The 15,034-nt window shown below is 41.1% G+C and carries 11 protein-coding genes; 7 read left to right on the top strand and 4 right to left on the bottom strand.

Features of this window, described 5'->3' with window-relative positions; genetic code table 11:
* Positions 1-24 precede the first annotated feature (24 nt).
* The 4 genes from sodN (at position 25) to AC2SLO_RS11975 (ending at position 2,870) form a co-directional block, all read left to right on the top strand.
* Entirely contained in the window at positions 25-513 is a 489-nt protein-coding gene (gene sodN, locus AC2SLO_RS11990; RefSeq protein WP_486541613.1) for a superoxide dismutase, Ni, read from the top strand.
* Positions 514-592: 79 nt separating this feature from the next.
* On the top strand, positions 593-1,012 hold the full coding sequence (locus tag AC2SLO_RS11985; RefSeq protein WP_486541615.1) for a S24/S26 family peptidase: 420 nt from the start codon (positions 593-595) through the stop codon (positions 1,010-1,012).
* Positions 1,013-1,335: 323 nt separating this feature from the next.
* A complete protein-coding gene (locus tag AC2SLO_RS11980; protein ID WP_486541616.1) occupies positions 1,336-2,505 on the top strand; it encodes a Na/Pi symporter in 1,170 nt (389 codons plus the stop codon).
* A gap of 83 nt (positions 2,506-2,588) precedes the next feature.
* Complete coding sequence (locus AC2SLO_RS11975; protein ID WP_486541618.1) at positions 2,589-2,870, top strand: hypothetical protein; 282 nt, start codon at positions 2,589-2,591, stop codon at positions 2,868-2,870.
* A 227-nt stretch (positions 2,871-3,097) separates the two neighbouring features.
* Here AC2SLO_RS11975 and AC2SLO_RS11970 read toward each other — a convergent pair whose 3' ends face one another.
* Positions 3,098-3,946: a DUF72 domain-containing protein gene (locus tag AC2SLO_RS11970; RefSeq protein WP_486541620.1), complete on the bottom strand. Its 849-nt coding sequence runs from the start codon at positions 3,944-3,946 to the stop codon at positions 3,098-3,100.
* A gap of 314 nt (positions 3,947-4,260) precedes the next feature.
* On the opposite strand from AC2SLO_RS11970, the gene hemA reads away from it, so the two are divergent.
* The gene (gene hemA, locus AC2SLO_RS11965; RefSeq protein ID WP_486541622.1) at positions 4,261-5,601 is read left to right on the top strand and encodes a glutamyl-tRNA reductase; all 1,341 of its coding nucleotides are present in this window, start codon (positions 4,261-4,263) and stop codon (positions 5,599-5,601) included.
* Between the two features lie 96 nt (positions 5,602-5,697).
* Here the strand turns inward: hemA and AC2SLO_RS11960 are convergent, their stop codons facing one another.
* Positions 5,698-6,318, bottom strand: coding sequence for a rhomboid family intramembrane serine protease (locus AC2SLO_RS11960; protein ID WP_486541624.1), 621 nt, complete (start codon positions 6,316-6,318; stop codon positions 5,698-5,700).
* A 498-nt stretch (positions 6,319-6,816) separates the two neighbouring features.
* Here AC2SLO_RS11960 and AC2SLO_RS11955 point away from each other — a divergent pair, with 498 nt between their 5' ends.
* The gene (locus tag AC2SLO_RS11955) at positions 6,817-8,631 is read left to right on the top strand and encodes an OmpA family protein (protein WP_486541626.1); all 1,815 of its coding nucleotides are present in this window, start codon (positions 6,817-6,819) and stop codon (positions 8,629-8,631) included.
* Positions 8,632-8,820: 189 nt separating this feature from the next.
* Here the strand turns inward: AC2SLO_RS11955 and nagZ are convergent, their stop codons facing one another.
* Entirely contained in the window at positions 8,821-9,891 is a 1,071-nt protein-coding gene (gene nagZ, locus AC2SLO_RS11950) for a beta-N-acetylhexosaminidase (protein ID WP_486541628.1), read from the bottom strand.
* A 325-nt stretch (positions 9,892-10,216) separates the two neighbouring features.
* Here nagZ and AC2SLO_RS11945 point away from each other — a divergent pair, with 325 nt between their 5' ends.
* The gene (locus AC2SLO_RS11945; protein WP_486541630.1) at positions 10,217-12,424 is read left to right on the top strand and encodes a carboxy terminal-processing peptidase; all 2,208 of its coding nucleotides are present in this window, start codon (positions 10,217-10,219) and stop codon (positions 12,422-12,424) included.
* Positions 12,425-14,245: 1,821 nt separating this feature from the next.
* Here the strand turns inward: AC2SLO_RS11945 and ygfZ are convergent.
* Positions 14,246-14,986 (bottom strand): CAF17-like 4Fe-4S cluster assembly/insertion protein YgfZ, encoded by a 741-nt coding sequence (gene ygfZ, locus AC2SLO_RS11940; protein WP_486541632.1) that lies wholly within the window; start codon positions 14,984-14,986, stop codon positions 14,246-14,248.
* Positions 14,987-15,034 lie beyond the last annotated feature (48 nt).

The following is a 15,034-nucleotide window of genomic DNA, read 5'->3' as shown; positions in this document are numbered from 1 at the left end:
TTAACTATTTATAAGGAAGTTAATATGTTACATACGCTATTACAAAAAATGGATAAAGTGCGTGCTTTTCCAACCCTATCAGCACATTGTGATATTCCTTGCGGTATTTATGACACGACTCCGGCTCAAATCTTCGCGTTAAGTGTTTTACGATACTGTCATCAGATTGATAGTCTCAGTGACAGCCGTGAAGATATGGCTAAATTTATTCGGTTAGTTGAAAGTAAAGAGAAACATGCTGAATCAGTTAAGCATGAGATACGCATTATTTGGGGTGATTATTTTAAAGGTGAGCTACTTGAGAAATATCCAAATATTCATAAATTAACGCATGATATTATGCTAGCGGGCTCTGCAGCTAAACAGCACCTCAGTGTTGAGAAAGCCGAGAAATTAGTTGAATTAGTTAATGAATTTTCTGAAACCTTTTGGGATTCAAAAGGGGTAGAGACGTATCGAGCGATTTGTCCTTATGAGCCAAAAGTCGAAACGGTTTATCCTAAACTAGGCTAAACGTGTTGTTTCTTTAGCGCAAGCTAAAAACTTATGAAGCTTAAGGTTATGAAGCTAAAAACTTATGAAGCTGAGAGTTATGAAAGTAACTGGAAATAGTATGCACCCGACTCTTGAGTCGGGTGCATTTGTATTGATATGGCACTCAAAATATCTTTATGAACAGCCGCACTTGATTGGCAAGGTGCCATATTTTGGTCAGCTTATATTGAATACTATGACTCTTAGGGCAGGCCATATTGTGGCTGTCAATCATCCAAAATATGGTCAGATAATTAAAAGAATAGTTCAGATTCAAGTGCAAGCAGAGCCGCCTATCGGGTCTAAGAGTCTTAATAAAAATCAACTAAGAGTTAGCCCCTATTATAGTCACTCTGTACGACTAAAACTAAGGGGTGATAACTGGGATGAAAGTGTCGGTATGGAAGCTTTGGGTTGGGTAGAAATTAAAGATGTCATTGGGAAAGTAATTTGTAAGGTAAGTCCAAAGAGCCATTGATTAAAAATCAATGACTCTTTTTTTAGATTTCATTTTAACTATCATTCAGTAATTAGCTCGATAATCGATTCTATAACACATAGTGTATAAGTCCCATATAAATGTCTACTATTGATAACTACTCTCAAGTTCTTTAAAATTATATTGTCTAAATTTAGTTAAACTATGTGATGTTTTATTTAGTTTTTATAAAAAATGTAACTATGGTGTAATAACCCTAATTTATAATCCGATTTTTAGTTTTGTTAAAATCATCAATTGACGTTATATGGTTTCAGGCTAGCCAGAGTAACTCGATAAATATTATTCATTAGGGAGTTTTTATGTCTGAAGCTATAAGCTCAATACCTAAACAGGGCGGCAATATGGCAGCTCGGTGGGTATTAGTTGCTGCATTAGTATATACGTTGATTTGTGCCGTAGGCATGATTGGTTCTGGCTTTAAAGGCGCGACGGCTGGCGAAGCAAAAGAGTTGTTTGCTTTTGCAACGAACCCATTTATGGGTCTGATAATCGGTATTGTTGCCACTGCTTTGATTCAATCATCTTCAACCGTCACCTCGATTATCGTTGGATTGGTTGCAGGTGGATTGCCTGTTGAACTGGCAGTTCCAATGGTGATGGGCGCTAATGTTGGTACATCAATTACCAATACGATTGTTTCGATGGGGCACATTACCAATAAGGAAGAGTTCAAAAGAGCTTTTGCCGCTGCTACGATACATGATTATTTCAACTTACTCTCCGTGGTCATCTTCTTACCGCTTGAGATTATGTTTGGCTTCTTAGAAAAAATAGGCACTTATTTTTCAACATTTATCGTGGGTTCAGCAGCGACAGACGGTGATGCTGTTTCCGTAGGATCATTTAACTTTATTAAAGCCGCTACTGCCCCTGTTGTTAATCTATTTAAACACCTGACAGGTGTACTCGATCAACCGTTAGCAGGTATAGCGTTAGCCCTTTTGGGTATTACACTAATATTTGTATCGATTACCTATATCGGTAAGTTATTAAAACAATTAATGGTAGGTAAAGCCAAAGATATTATGCATACCACAGTGGGCCGTGGTCCGATTAGTGGTATAGCTTCCGGCACCATCATTACTATTTTAGTTCAGTCTTCATCGACCACAACCTCATTGATGGTCCCTCTGGCAGGCTCAGGTACGTTTAGTTTAAAACAAATTTATCCTTTTACTTTGGGCGCAAATATTGGGACCTGTATTACAGCACTCCTAGCATCTTTTGCAGTGGAAGGTAATATGCAAGCTGCTGTAACGATTGCATTAATTCACTTAACCTATAATGTGATAGGCGTCGTGGTTATTTATGGTATCCCTTTCTTGCGTGACATACCTTTGAAATTAGCTGGCTGGTTGGCAAACTTTGCCTCAGAAAAGAAAGTATATGCGTTAGCTTATATACTTGGGGTGTTCTTCGTTATTCCTCTTTTATGTGTTGGTGTTTCATATTCAGTAGGGTCAATGTAACAGAGGTAATATAGCCGATATAACTGTCGTTGATATCATGTCACACTGCACATTTATAATTTAAAGTTAATAGGATGGAAAAAATGATGGATGCAAGGGATAAAAGTACAACAGAACAAATAAGCACCTTAGATTCTATCGCAGAAAATGTCGCTATCAAATCTTCTGAGGAAATTAATCAGCTCATTAAAGAGACGGAAGAGACGCTATCAGCATTGATGGAGGAGCTTAAACGTCGTCAACAAGATAACATGCATAAAGAGATTGATCATCTTGAAGAATATATGGAAGAGGCGGACACCAGCTTTAAGAACTTAAGAAAGTTTATTGCGATGGCACTTGCTGAAATTCGTGGTGGAAAATAGGTAAAGTATTTTCCTTAAATTAGCACAGACGTATTGAAATTATGTGATCTTATCTATAGTCTTAGCCAAACTAAAGAGCTACAGCGTTAACCTCACTAAGCCTACTAGAGTAGTACTTGCACTCGGTTGCCTTGTATCTCATTTAGTTGCCTATGACTATATTATCGGTATATGTATTATTAAAATAAAAAATCGCTGCGTTGTCAGCGATTTTTTATGTTCTTAATTTATAAAACCTTAAAATTGAGCGCCATTAAAGCCTCTCTTAGCATTGCAATGTTGTAATAGGCATGGGCATTGGTAGAGTTTTGGAAAAAGATATAAAGCTCATCAAAGTGTTGGCGCTGATTGGCTATTGCTTGCGCCCAAGCCTGCATCTCCTCTACTGAATAACGGTAATCATGGCGCTCACTGGCTGACATTGAATCCCACCAGTTCAAATTATTACCATGCATACGCAAGTAGCCAGTGCGTTTAGCACCTTGTTGAACTGTAGAACACTGAGACGTTTGGGTAAATAACAATCGTGATTGTGGTAATCCACTAACTTTGGGATAGTCGACACTACACCAAATAAGCCCATGCTTTTGGAAGCTGTGCTCTACTTGCGGGATATGCCAACTGGCATGGCGAAACTCTATCGCTAGGGGATAATCAATGAACCAATCGGTTAATTTAGCCAAATACAGACGATTTGAAACCGTTCTGTCAAATCCATGCGGAAACTGAATCAATAAAGGCGCCAGACAATCGGCCTCAATAATAGACTGCAAAGCTTCTATAAAGGCTGAGGCATGTTGCGCAGTTGCCGTTTGAGTATGGCTAAAATCTTGATGCAACTTTACCGCAAATTTCACTTGACCGTCAGACTTTCTAAGCATCCCCTCAAACGCTTTGTGACCTAGTGGCGCATAAAAGGTACTATTAATTTCAACGGCGCCATAATGTTTGGCGTATTCTGCTAAAAAATCTGTCTTTTTTGTACCCATGGGATACAGTGTACCCAGCATATCGGTATCGCTATATCCACCGGTACCCAAATAAACGGTAGGCGTTTGAGAAAGTGTCTTTGTCATAGGTTACCGCGTCAGAGTTATAGGCCAAAAAAGAAGATAGGTTAATATAATAATAAGCGGCCTTTAGCGTGTATTTATTAGCTCAATCACACTATTATATCGGATTGAACACAGTATCCGTGATTGCATATGCATTCGATGATATAATTCACGGTTTAATACATTAATTGTACTGGGGCGTTTTCTTATTCGTCCTTTATAATTGATGCGCACGCCTTATTACCTATTAATATAATCCATCTCGTGGACAATCATTGTCAGATTGTGCTCCTTTATTGAAACGGTTTAACGTCTATTAAATTGGTAGAGTTTACATGAACCTTGTTGTCATCGGTGTTAACCATAAAACAGCCCCCGTTGCTTTGCGCGAACGGTTGGCTTTTGTGGGCGACGACATTCAGGCCGCGCAAGCCCAATTACAGAAGATAACCGCCGGTAGTGTGATTATCTCTACCTGTAACCGTACCGAAATTTATGCGCTTGCACCCAATACCTATACCGCGAATGATCCGGCATATGTTACACAATCGGCGCAGCTAAAGACCGTATCGGCTACTGCACTTGCTGAGCAACTTATCAATTGGCTGGCTGAGTTTAAAGGCCTGCCTGCCAATGAAATACGTCCTTATTTATATGACTTTATTGATGGGCAAGCGCTAACCCATTGGCTGCGTGTAGCGGCCGGTCTGGACTCCATGATTTTGGGTGAGCCACAAATCTTCGGTCAAATTAAGCGCACCGTTAGCCAGGCCAAAGAAACTGGCTACTTGACCAATCATTTAAATTGGGTAGTAGAACAGATATTCGCAGCAGCCAAACGTGTGCGTAATGAGACGGATGTAGGTACACAAGCCATCTCTTTAGGATTTGCTGCGGCAAAATTAGTTACTCAGATATTTGATAAACCAGAAGATACGACCTTATTGGTGATTGCTGCTGGCGAGATGAATCGTCTGGTCACTCAGCATATTGCCGCGCTGGGCGTGCGCCGTATTCTGATTTGTAATCGTACCCCTGAGCGTGCTCAATTATTGGCAGAAGAGCTGCAGCGGCCGGGTTTGACTATCGAGGTGCATCCGCTTACTGTGCTAGACACGTTATTGTATCAAGCCGATATTGTGAGTAGCTGTAGTGGGAGTATGGATATGCTAATCGATAAATCCATGACCCGTAGCGCACTCAAAAAACGCCGTTATAAACCAATGCTAATGGTTGACTTAGCAGTACCAAGAGACATTGATTCAAAAGTTGGTAAGCTTGATGATGTGTATCTGTACTCTATTGATGACTTACAGCATGTGATTGCCGGTAACTTAGAGAAGCGTCGTCAAGCTGCTGTTGAAGCGGAGTTATTGGTCAGCCATTTGGTGGTTGAGATTGAGCGTCGCTATCAAGTACGTAAAGTCGGTCAAGACATTCATGATTATCGTCAGTTAGCAGAGCAAAAAGCGGAAAAAGTACTACAAGAAGCCTTGCATCAATTGAGAAATACAGACGCACCGGCAGAAGATGTGTTGACTGAATTAACCCGACGCTTAACTCAGACGCTATCTCACGCACCCTCATTGTTAATGCGCCGTGCTGCGCGCGATGGCGACGCAGAAGCACTGGATATGGTGATTTCTGGTCTAAAAGAAGCGTACCGCGCTAAATAAATCGTACACATTAAAAAGCCCGTCATTCAATTAAATGACGGGCTTTTTAATGTGTGATGTTTTAAATTATCAAAACGTCGCAAGTATCAGTGTGTTTTAGAAGCGCGGATGTAATAACGCATTTAAGAAATGAGGAATCACATTGGGCTCAAGTAATATAGTTGCTAACACGCCGAACGCGCCGCCCCATAAATGCGCAAGATGGTTCACTGATGAGCCGCCTTTATTATTGGCATACACACTATAGGCCACATAGGCAATGGCGAAGACAATCGCAGGGATAGGAACGACGGCAAATAAATACAGCATACTCCAAGGCGCCATCAAGATATAGGCGAACAAGATAGCAGAGACCCCACCTGAAGCACCTAGACTACGGTAGCGGGGGTCATCTTTATGCTGTAAGTAGCTCGGAATCATCGCTGCAATAATCGCAATCAAATAAACGGCAATAAATCCAAAGCCGCCTAAGTATTGATTAAAGAATCGTTCGACCACACGCCCGAAAAAGTACAAGGTAAACATGTTAAATAATAGGTGTGAGCCATCGGCATGGATAAAGCCATGAGTAATGAAGCGATACCATTGCCCCTTATTAACCGCAGGCGGATAGAAAATCAGTCGACCCATCAAAGCGGTATTTTGCCATGCTAAAAAGCTAATAATGACCGTAATGGCAATAATTAGCGTCGTATGGTTACTCAATAAACTGTTCACTGTTATTCCTTAGTACATTTAGATGGGTATAAAGCAGTTCTTAATACTGTTTGTTATCGTATCTCAGGTGTATTATATAGAGTAACAACTGCGTCGACAGCCTTAAATGGTGGTGTTGTCTATATTTATCATGGTTTCAATTTATAGTTTTAGCATGAATTATTATCAGTTTGTCACCAATTCACATGTCTGTAACACGGTTTAACTGATAATTTACCTTAATATAACGGAGTTGTTTTCAAGATAGGGTAGTGTAGTACACAACTGCGGTAAAGAGGTAACTCTCTCGTATGATTTGGACGCTTTATATATTAATTATCGTGCAATTGTGTATTAATTAACGTGTAATAAGGATAAATTCAACAGTTTGTTGTGTTTAACTAATTATAAAAAGCACGGGTTATACATCGTTTATAAAAGCAAAGCGGTTTATAAAAGCAAAGCGTAGGATGAGGGAAATAAATTATCGTATATTTTTAATTTTTTAGGAGGATTGTTATGGATATTATTGGTCATTTAACGCGTACAGTAACGCCTGCGGTACTAGGCGACAACCGTACCCCAGAAAACGAAAATTTATTACAGCAGTTCTATGCTCTTTTTGTGAGCAGCTTAACTGATCAAGAATCATATGGTCGTATTGGCGATCAAGAAGTTCGCGGTGATGATAGTGGTTTCTTTGATCGTTTTTGGCATGATGAGCGTAAAAGAAATAGCTTAACGCGTGAACTTTCAACAGCAAACCACGTTGATAAAACAGAAGCTCAAGCTTTAATGTCAACTGCATCACCATTAGCATTTAACGAGATTAAAAGCTTAGCGGGTACTACGCCAGTGCCTCAGTTCTTGCGTGATAACCTATCTTCTTATCGTGATCATATCCCTGCATGGGCTGCGATGAGTGGTCTAGTACCAGCAGGTTTATTAGCGGCAAACAATGCTAAGAAAGAAGCACCTGCTGCTGCAACTACGACGACTACTGAAGCGCCGAAAGCAGCGACAGCTGCCACCACTGCTGCTGCTCCAGCTGGCGCCGCTGCTGCTACCTCTGGAACCGAGCCAAAACCAGGTCATCGTATCTCTGATACAACAAGTACTGAACCCCTTCATCGTAAAGAAGAAGAGGGCGGTAGCTTCTTAAAAGCATTATTACCTATTATTGGTTTAATTATTTTAGCAGCGCTAGCTTGGGCACTATTAAAAGGTTGTCAGGACAATCCAGAGCCTGTAGCAACGCCACCTCAGCAAGTAGAGCAATCTGCTGAAAATGCAGTCGTTGCTGATAATGCAGAGGTAGAGCCTGCCGTATTATCTTTATCGAGTGGTGAAGGTAATCAATTATATGCTTGCCGCATAAGTGCAGGTAATGACGCTTTAAACGATACAATCATGTCTTCAATGAATGAAGTGTTTGCTGATGAAGCCGATAAATGTCGTGCTGATATTGATGACAACTTTGCAACTGATATGCCAGCCGCAGAGTACTTAGGCGCAATTTTACCGCTTATTAAGAATACGCCTAATGCGAACGTTATTATTAAAGGTGAGGACATCATAGTTAACTCACCAGATGATGCGCAACTACAGCAATTGGTTTCAGACTTGAAAGCAGCAGCGCCTGGTCTTAATGTTATGGCTGAAGGTCCACTTGATTTGCAAGGTGAAATTGATCGCAGTATCACCGAAGCGAATGCTGGACTTGATGCATTAGGAGATAACCCAGAGCCTCGTGACGTTGCACGCGCATTAAGTCGTCAAGTGGTTAATTTCGAATTTGATGATTCTGCTATCCCAGACGTTAATAAACCTGTTCTAGACCGCGCTGTAGAAATTATGAAGAAAACGCCTGATATGGAATTATTGATCATTGGTCATACTGATGCAATAGGTACCAATGAGTATAATATTCCATTATCTCAGCGTCGAGCTCAGTCTATTAAAGACTACATGGTTTCTCAAGGTGCTGATGCTGATCGTTTAAAAATTAAAGGTATGGGTGAATCTGATCCAATCGCGACTAATGAAACGGACCAAGGTCGTTTCCGTAACCGTCGTATTGAATATGTCGTATATGATGAGTCGATGGGTCAAGCCGATGAAAACGGTATTGTGGTAGCACCAGATTCAGAAATTCGTGAAACTGAAGTGAAAAATAAGGGTACTTCATCTCCTGAAGCTTCTGCTCCTGCGGCCACTCATGACGATGGGTTAGAGTTAGATCCTGACTTAAACCTATTAGATGATAATAATGATGATTTAATGCCAGATGGCGATGATCATTTATTGGTTCCTGAGTCTGATACTGCACAATAAATATCATCATTCCACTAACTTAGAGTAGTTTAAATAAAAATACCGTCCAAATTGGGCGGTATTTTTTTGAGAAAATTAGGAACTATGTATAACCCCTAAATATCAATATTTGACGAGGGAGGCTAACGCTGTCCTTTTCAGTTTACCTAAGTCTTTAGTGTTTGAATCGGCGTGTTTATACGGACGCTATTATTTTAAATAATTGGTCGGATCTTTATCTAAATTAGCGGTTATAGACTCCTTAAAAAAAGCCTCACTAATATTGTGCTTAGCTTGCGCCCAGTAATCAAACTGAGCACAGGTAGCCTCCAAACTTCCTTGCCACTGTGGAATGATACTACGCATGGTATGTAAACGCTGTTGATTGGGCTGTGGCAATTGCTCCGCCATCTCAATGGCTTGGATGGCGGCAGTGCGGTCATTACAAATCAGTGCCATATCACAACCTGCACTAAGCGCAGCAGTGACTCTCGCTGTGATATCCCCTGCAATATGAGCCGCTTTCATAGACAAATCATCTGAAAATAAAACACCTTCAAAGCCTAACTGCTTACGGGCGATGTCCTGTAGCCATGTTTTTGAAAATCCAGCAGGTTTATCATCTATTTGCTTAAAGATAACGTGTGCCGGCATCAAAGCATCCAGCCAAGGTAGGCATTGAATAAAAGGCTGTAAGTCAATTTGTTTGATTTCGTCTAAACTGCGTTCATCAATCGCATCAGCCACATGGGAGTCTGGAGCTATTGAGCCGTGACCTGGGAAGTGTTTGCCTGTAGTTGCCATACCGGCAGTTTTCATACCGCGCATAAATTGAGTAGATAGCGCCACAATGGCTTCGGTACGCGCATGGAAACTGCGGTCGCCAATAACTTTACTGACGCCGTTGATATCAAGTACCGGTGCGAAGCTAATATCAATCCCCACAGCTATAACCTCAGCTGCCATTAAATAGCCGCAATCATAGGCCAACGATAAGGCCTTGATGGGATAGGTATTGAATAAATCACCTAATTTGCCCATGGCAGGAAGCGGGGTAAAGCCTTGACGCAAACGAGCAACGCGGCCGCCTTCTTGATCGGCACCAATGATAATATCTGGCTTTATTTGGTGAATCTCATCACACAGCGCACGGACTTGCTCAGGCGTCTCTACATTACGAGCAAACAGAATAAGCCCGCCCACCTCTGCTCGACTTAATACTAAGCGGTCCGCCTCAGTGAGCTTGGTACCTGCTACATCAATCATTAATGCCCCGTACATACGCCACCCCATCTTTTAAAGTGTTTTAAGCTAAAAGTTAATCCGTTATTATTACAGTAAATGAGCCCAATACCAACCTTATCGTGAGCATCACTATGGATGCTATTAAGCATCTTGTTATTAGTGGTTGTTAGAGCAGGGAAGACGCTTGAGGTTGGTAAGTATAATTACTTGCCTGATATTAACCATGAATGCTGTGATAAATAGGCTCTAAGATATGCAAAGGTAAGAATGCATATACAGTTTTAGACAGTCAGCAGTGGTTTGTTATGCTAATATCGAGGCACCATACCCATAATGTAAAAAGAATAAGCGAGAACATTTTATGAGATTTCAACCAACACAGCTGGTGCTCGGTGCTGCCGCAATTGGTGTCGCAGGGATAGTCTTTTCACACAGTTACTCTGAAGCGGTTGCCGCAGATCATAAAAACTTCAAGGTAACACCAGAACAACAGTTAACGACTCGCCAAGTCGCTGCTTTGCTTGATAGAGCCCATTATTCTAATCAGCGTCTTGATGAAGAGATGGGTCGTAAGATCTTAGCGATGTATGTTGATCGTTTAGATGCCAATCACACGTTATTTCTGCAATCAGATATCGATGAGATGACTCGCAAATATGGGTCAAAATTTGCCTCATTATTAAAACGTGGCGACTTAAGTGCAGTGCAAGATATTTTTAATCGTTATACGCAGCGCTCAAATGAGTATTATGATTTTGCTGATAAGTTCTTGACAAAAGAGATTGATCTGCACCGTAATGATTCGGTGGTGTTAGACCGTGAAGAAGCACCAAGATTTAAGAATGCCGCAGAGCAAAAAGCCTATTGGGAACGTCAGTTAACGCTACAGGTTATCAATCTAACCTTGGGTCAAGAAGAAGATAGAGCACGTGATAATCTGTATCGTGAAAACCCTGAGCTCACCAAGGGCAATGATTTAATTTTAAATGAAGACAGAAGCCCTGCTGAAATTCTATTAAATCGTCTGCATCGTCAGCAAGAGCAGTTAGATCGTATTAAGAGCGACGAGATCATGGAGTCAGTACTTAATAGTGCGACGCTGACCTATGATCCGCATAGTAATTATTATGCGCCGGTACAAGCGGTAGAGATGCAGGTTCAGTCTAACTTGCAGCTAGAGGGTATTGGCGTATCGATTCGTCCCTATCGCAAGAATCCAGATTATACTCAAATCGTAACACTGGTTGATGGTGGTCCTGCGGCGAAGTCGGGACAGATTCAACCGAATGATTTGATTATCGCAGTTGCTAAAGACGGCGAGAAGCTACAAGACGTGGTGGGCTGGTCGACACGTGAAGTGGTGTCTTTAATACGTGGTGAGCGCGGCACTGATGTGATTGTCAAAGTAAAACAGCCCAATAGCCCTGACGCAGCTGCTCGTACTATCGTGATTACTCGTGATATAATCGAGCAAGAAGATGCGGGTGTCACTCATCGTGTGATTACGGTCAAACCGGAAGGCAGCGATGAAGAAAAACGTATTGGTGTGTTAGAGATTCCAAGCTTCTATCTAAACTACCGTGCGCGCCGTAGTGGTCAAAACTACCGCAGCGTGAGTATCGATACGCAAAATGAGCTGAAAAAGCTGAACAAAGAAAATATCGATGGTCTCGTGGTTGATTTACGAAATAATCCAGGTGGCTCATTAGATGAAGTCGCTAAAATGTTGGGACTGTTTATTAAAGAAGGGCCTTTAGTTCAGATTCGTGATAACCGAGGTAATGTTCAGGTTTATCAAGATGAAGACGGCGGCAAACAGCTGTATTCAGGCGATATGGTGGTGATTACCAACTTAGCATCAGCATCAGCATCAGAGATTTTTGCAGCAGCGATTCAAGACTATGGCCGCGGCTTAGTGGTGGGTAGCACCACAACCGGTAAAGGTTCAGCACAAGTTCAGTTAGATAGCTTGGCATTAGGCTCAGCAACATTGACCCAGCGTAAATTCTACCGAGTGACCGGTGGTAGTACCCAGAATAAAGGTGTTGTTCCTGATGTAGAGCTGGTAAATATCTATGATGGTGCCGAGTTTAGTGAGCGCGACCAGAAATATGCGATGGCTTGGGATACCATTCAGACCTCGCCTTATAAACCTGAAGGCAGATTCAGCAGCGATACGCTAGCGACGCTTAACCAGCAATCCAAAATCCGCCAGACGACGAATCCTCAGTTTGTCTATTTAGACACATTGAATAAAATCCGTGATATGGAAGATGATAAGAAAGCGGTCGTGCTTAATATTGACAAGCGCCGTGCGCATCAGAAGCAAGTAGAGCAAAAAACGCTGCAAGCAGAAAATGCCCGTCGTCAAGCTGAAGGTAAGAAGCCTTATCGAAGCTGGACTGAGTATCAAGCAGCGACTGAGGCCTTATTTGAAGAGCGCAGTCGTATGAAGACAGGTGAACGTCCTAAGTTGCCAGAGAGTGAAGTGTTTGTCACCGAAGCAGCCAAGATTATGCTCGAGGCTAACAAGCTTAAAAAGCTCCAAGAATTACGTGACGCACGATAAGTAAGTTTGGGTTAATCCACCTTAAGCCTATCTCTTAAGCTTAGATAGTCCAGTCCCAAATGGCGTAACCACTCAAGTTTTATTAAACTTGAGTGGTTTTTTAGCTTATTTTTAGTCAACTATTTTGTTTTAAGTATTAAAAATCACTTTATTTACCAAAATCTGAAAGATTATTTATGTAACTGTGTGTGGTTTTTTTGCCTATATTTCTGGCTTGTTTTTGACCAAGAGTTTGTCTGATTCTATATAGAATAAGGCTTTAGGAGTTTTAATTCATTGATATCATTATATTTTATTTTTGAACTTTCTTAAAAATCACGCTTTTGTAAGCATATGCTTACACCACTAGACGCTATAGCGACTTACATAGTCTTACCTAATTTGCGATTATAGCTTTACGGCATCAAGGATGATGACTCAAAGGATTGAGTGCTTAACGTATCAGCTTAGGTTGATAAAGAAAGTTTCCGTATTAGGGATGAATAGCTATGTATAGGTTGGATGTATTTCTAATTTGAAACCATAGCGCTTATGAGTCAACTATCTAGCTTGATAGAAGGCCATAAGTAAAGTAGGGACACATGACCAGACATCAAAGACGATGTTTAGGGCGCAACACCAGAGCAGGATGCTCGCTATTATTCGCTCATCTAGGATGGAAGTGGGAATAATAAATAGTTAGGATGACAAACAATTAAAGCCGCATAGCGAAAGTTATGCGGCTTTGTTGTGTCTGGAGAATTTGAAGAGGCTAAATAAACGTTCAAATAAATAGTTTTCAAAATGGATTTTGGCAGATGATTTATTTAGCAAATATTTTATTTGAATATAAATTTAGCAGGGTTCTACCGCCAAATATAAGGCAGCTCATTACCTAGCCCTTATAGTCAAAGGTTTAAGCTAGCATAAGTTGTTAAAAACGCAATAAAAGTTTGGCCGAAATAACTCAAATGTAAGCATATGCTTACACGACTAGACGCTATAGCGACTTACATAGTCTGATGTAATTTGAGACTATAGCTCTACGGCATCAAGGATGATGACTCAAGGATTGAGTGCTTAACGTATCAGCTTAGGTTGATAAGAGAAGCTTCCGTATTATGGATAGGCCGCTATTGCTAGATTTTAATGAAAATTGGAATCGTCACGATAGCATCTATGAACAGAGTGTCTAGATTGATACTGTGTCATGGGTTAAGCAAGGATGCATGACTGTGATAACGCTGCTAGGATGGACAGGATTATCACAGTAACGGTATGAATAGAGCAGGATGCTCGCTGTTATTGGCTATACTAGGATGGTGTAGAAAACAACAGAGCTTTGGATGGCTTATGATAAAAGCTGCATAGCGAAAGTTATGCGGCTTTGTTGTGTTTGGTAGATAATAAATCTTACGATAGAAGCGACTGTTGACTTATAGGTGAAATAGGCCAATCAAGTTTGATAATCATCAGCTTAAAGTATTGGCTAGTAAGATAACCTCTACAATCAGGCCGGTAGTGCCATCTGTGCGCTTATTGGCTTTAATATGACCCTGATGCGAGCCAATCACTGCATGGCTGAAGTGTTTAGGTAATCACGAAAGGTGCTTAATTTGATAAATGGTTGGAAGATAAGCTCGGTAGGGTACTGACTATAAAATGATCTTTTGTATAAACTAAGCGTACGATATTCGGTATCCGTTATTGATATGGATAGAAAATTAACATTGAAATTAGTAATTAAAAAAAGCGACATCTTGAAAAAGATGTCGCTTTTTGCTTTATTTCAATTAGCGATGCTCTAAAAGCAGTCCGTTATTAACAGTAACAATAAGCGGGTTATTCAGCGTTACGTGCCACGTCGGCCTGAAGGGCAGGCGGTAAGTCTATTACCTGTAAATCTGATTCTTCTATTTTTTCCGGACGGGCCACAACTAATGCTTCAAATCCGCCTTCGGTAGCAAGGGCATTGACCACCTGAATTTTATCCAAACTCTCACCAGCTTCTGGCACATCGCCTTCGCCTTTCACGCGGTGCAAGAACGCTTTCGGTGATGCTTTGAAGTAGATGCGCGCAATCACTTCTTGGCCTAAGTAGCAGCCTTTATTATAGTGTACGCCGTCACGTTGATGTAAACGCAGCTCTTGTGGTTGGAATTGACCTCGCGTAGCCTCTGTAATCCAGTAGTTACCGGTCGCAATACTGCGCGCCATCCACTGCTCTGGATCATTTTTATCAGCATCGAGACTAAAGCTTGGTTTTTGGGTCTCATCGCCCTTATCTAATACGCAAGGATAGATATCGACAGGTTCTGAAAGGGTCGCTTTATAAAAGGCGCCGTATTTTTTGAAGTGGGCTTGAAACGCTTCTTCGCAATCAGCACTAATCACGATATCAAATTGATTTTCCTCTAGTTTTTTTACCCAAAGACCGAAATCAATACGGCCTTTGATATTGGCAATGGCAGTCGGACGATAATCTGCATCTAATAGTTTAATATTAACAGTAACTTGGCCTTGCAAGAATTTGGCAGCATCTTCGCCTTGTAACGTCATTTGTTTGAATGAAACCGTTGTCATAGTGTATACCTTTTTATTATCGAACAAAGATGGTTTGAGTGATTCTGT

This window comes from Psychrobacter sp. CX14 (genome assembly GCF_057396205.2).
Note: the sequence above shows the minus strand (reverse complement) of the source record. Positions and strands in the feature narration are given on the sequence as shown.

What these genes read in the sequence shown, in the direction of transcription:
- sodN (WP_486541613.1), top strand. Translation starts at nt 25, where the DNA reads ATGTTACATACGCTATTACAAAAAATGGATAAAGTGCGTGCTTTTCCA.
- AC2SLO_RS11985 (WP_486541615.1), top strand. Translation starts at nt 593, where the DNA reads ATGAAAGTAACTGGAAATAGTATGCACCCGACTCTTGAGTCGGGTGCA.
- AC2SLO_RS11980 (WP_486541616.1), top strand. Translation starts at nt 1,336, where the DNA reads ATGTCTGAAGCTATAAGCTCAATACCTAAACAGGGCGGCAATATGGCA.
- AC2SLO_RS11975 (WP_486541618.1), top strand. Translation starts at nt 2,589, where the DNA reads ATGATGGATGCAAGGGATAAAAGTACAACAGAACAAATAAGCACCTTA.
- AC2SLO_RS11970 (WP_486541620.1), bottom strand. Translation starts at nt 3,946, where the DNA reads ATGACAAAGACACTTTCTCAAACGCCTACCGTTTATTTGGGTACCGGT.
- hemA (WP_486541622.1), top strand. Translation starts at nt 4,261, where the DNA reads ATGAACCTTGTTGTCATCGGTGTTAACCATAAAACAGCCCCCGTTGCT.
- AC2SLO_RS11955 (WP_486541626.1), top strand. Translation starts at nt 6,817, where the DNA reads ATGGATATTATTGGTCATTTAACGCGTACAGTAACGCCTGCGGTACTA.
- nagZ (WP_486541628.1), bottom strand. Translation starts at nt 9,891, where the DNA reads ATGTACGGGGCATTAATGATTGATGTAGCAGGTACCAAGCTCACTGAG.
- AC2SLO_RS11945 (WP_486541630.1), top strand. Translation starts at nt 10,217, where the DNA reads ATGAGATTTCAACCAACACAGCTGGTGCTCGGTGCTGCCGCAATTGGT.
- ygfZ (WP_486541632.1), bottom strand. Translation starts at nt 14,986, where the DNA reads ATGACAACGGTTTCATTCAAACAAATGACGTTACAAGGCGAAGATGCT.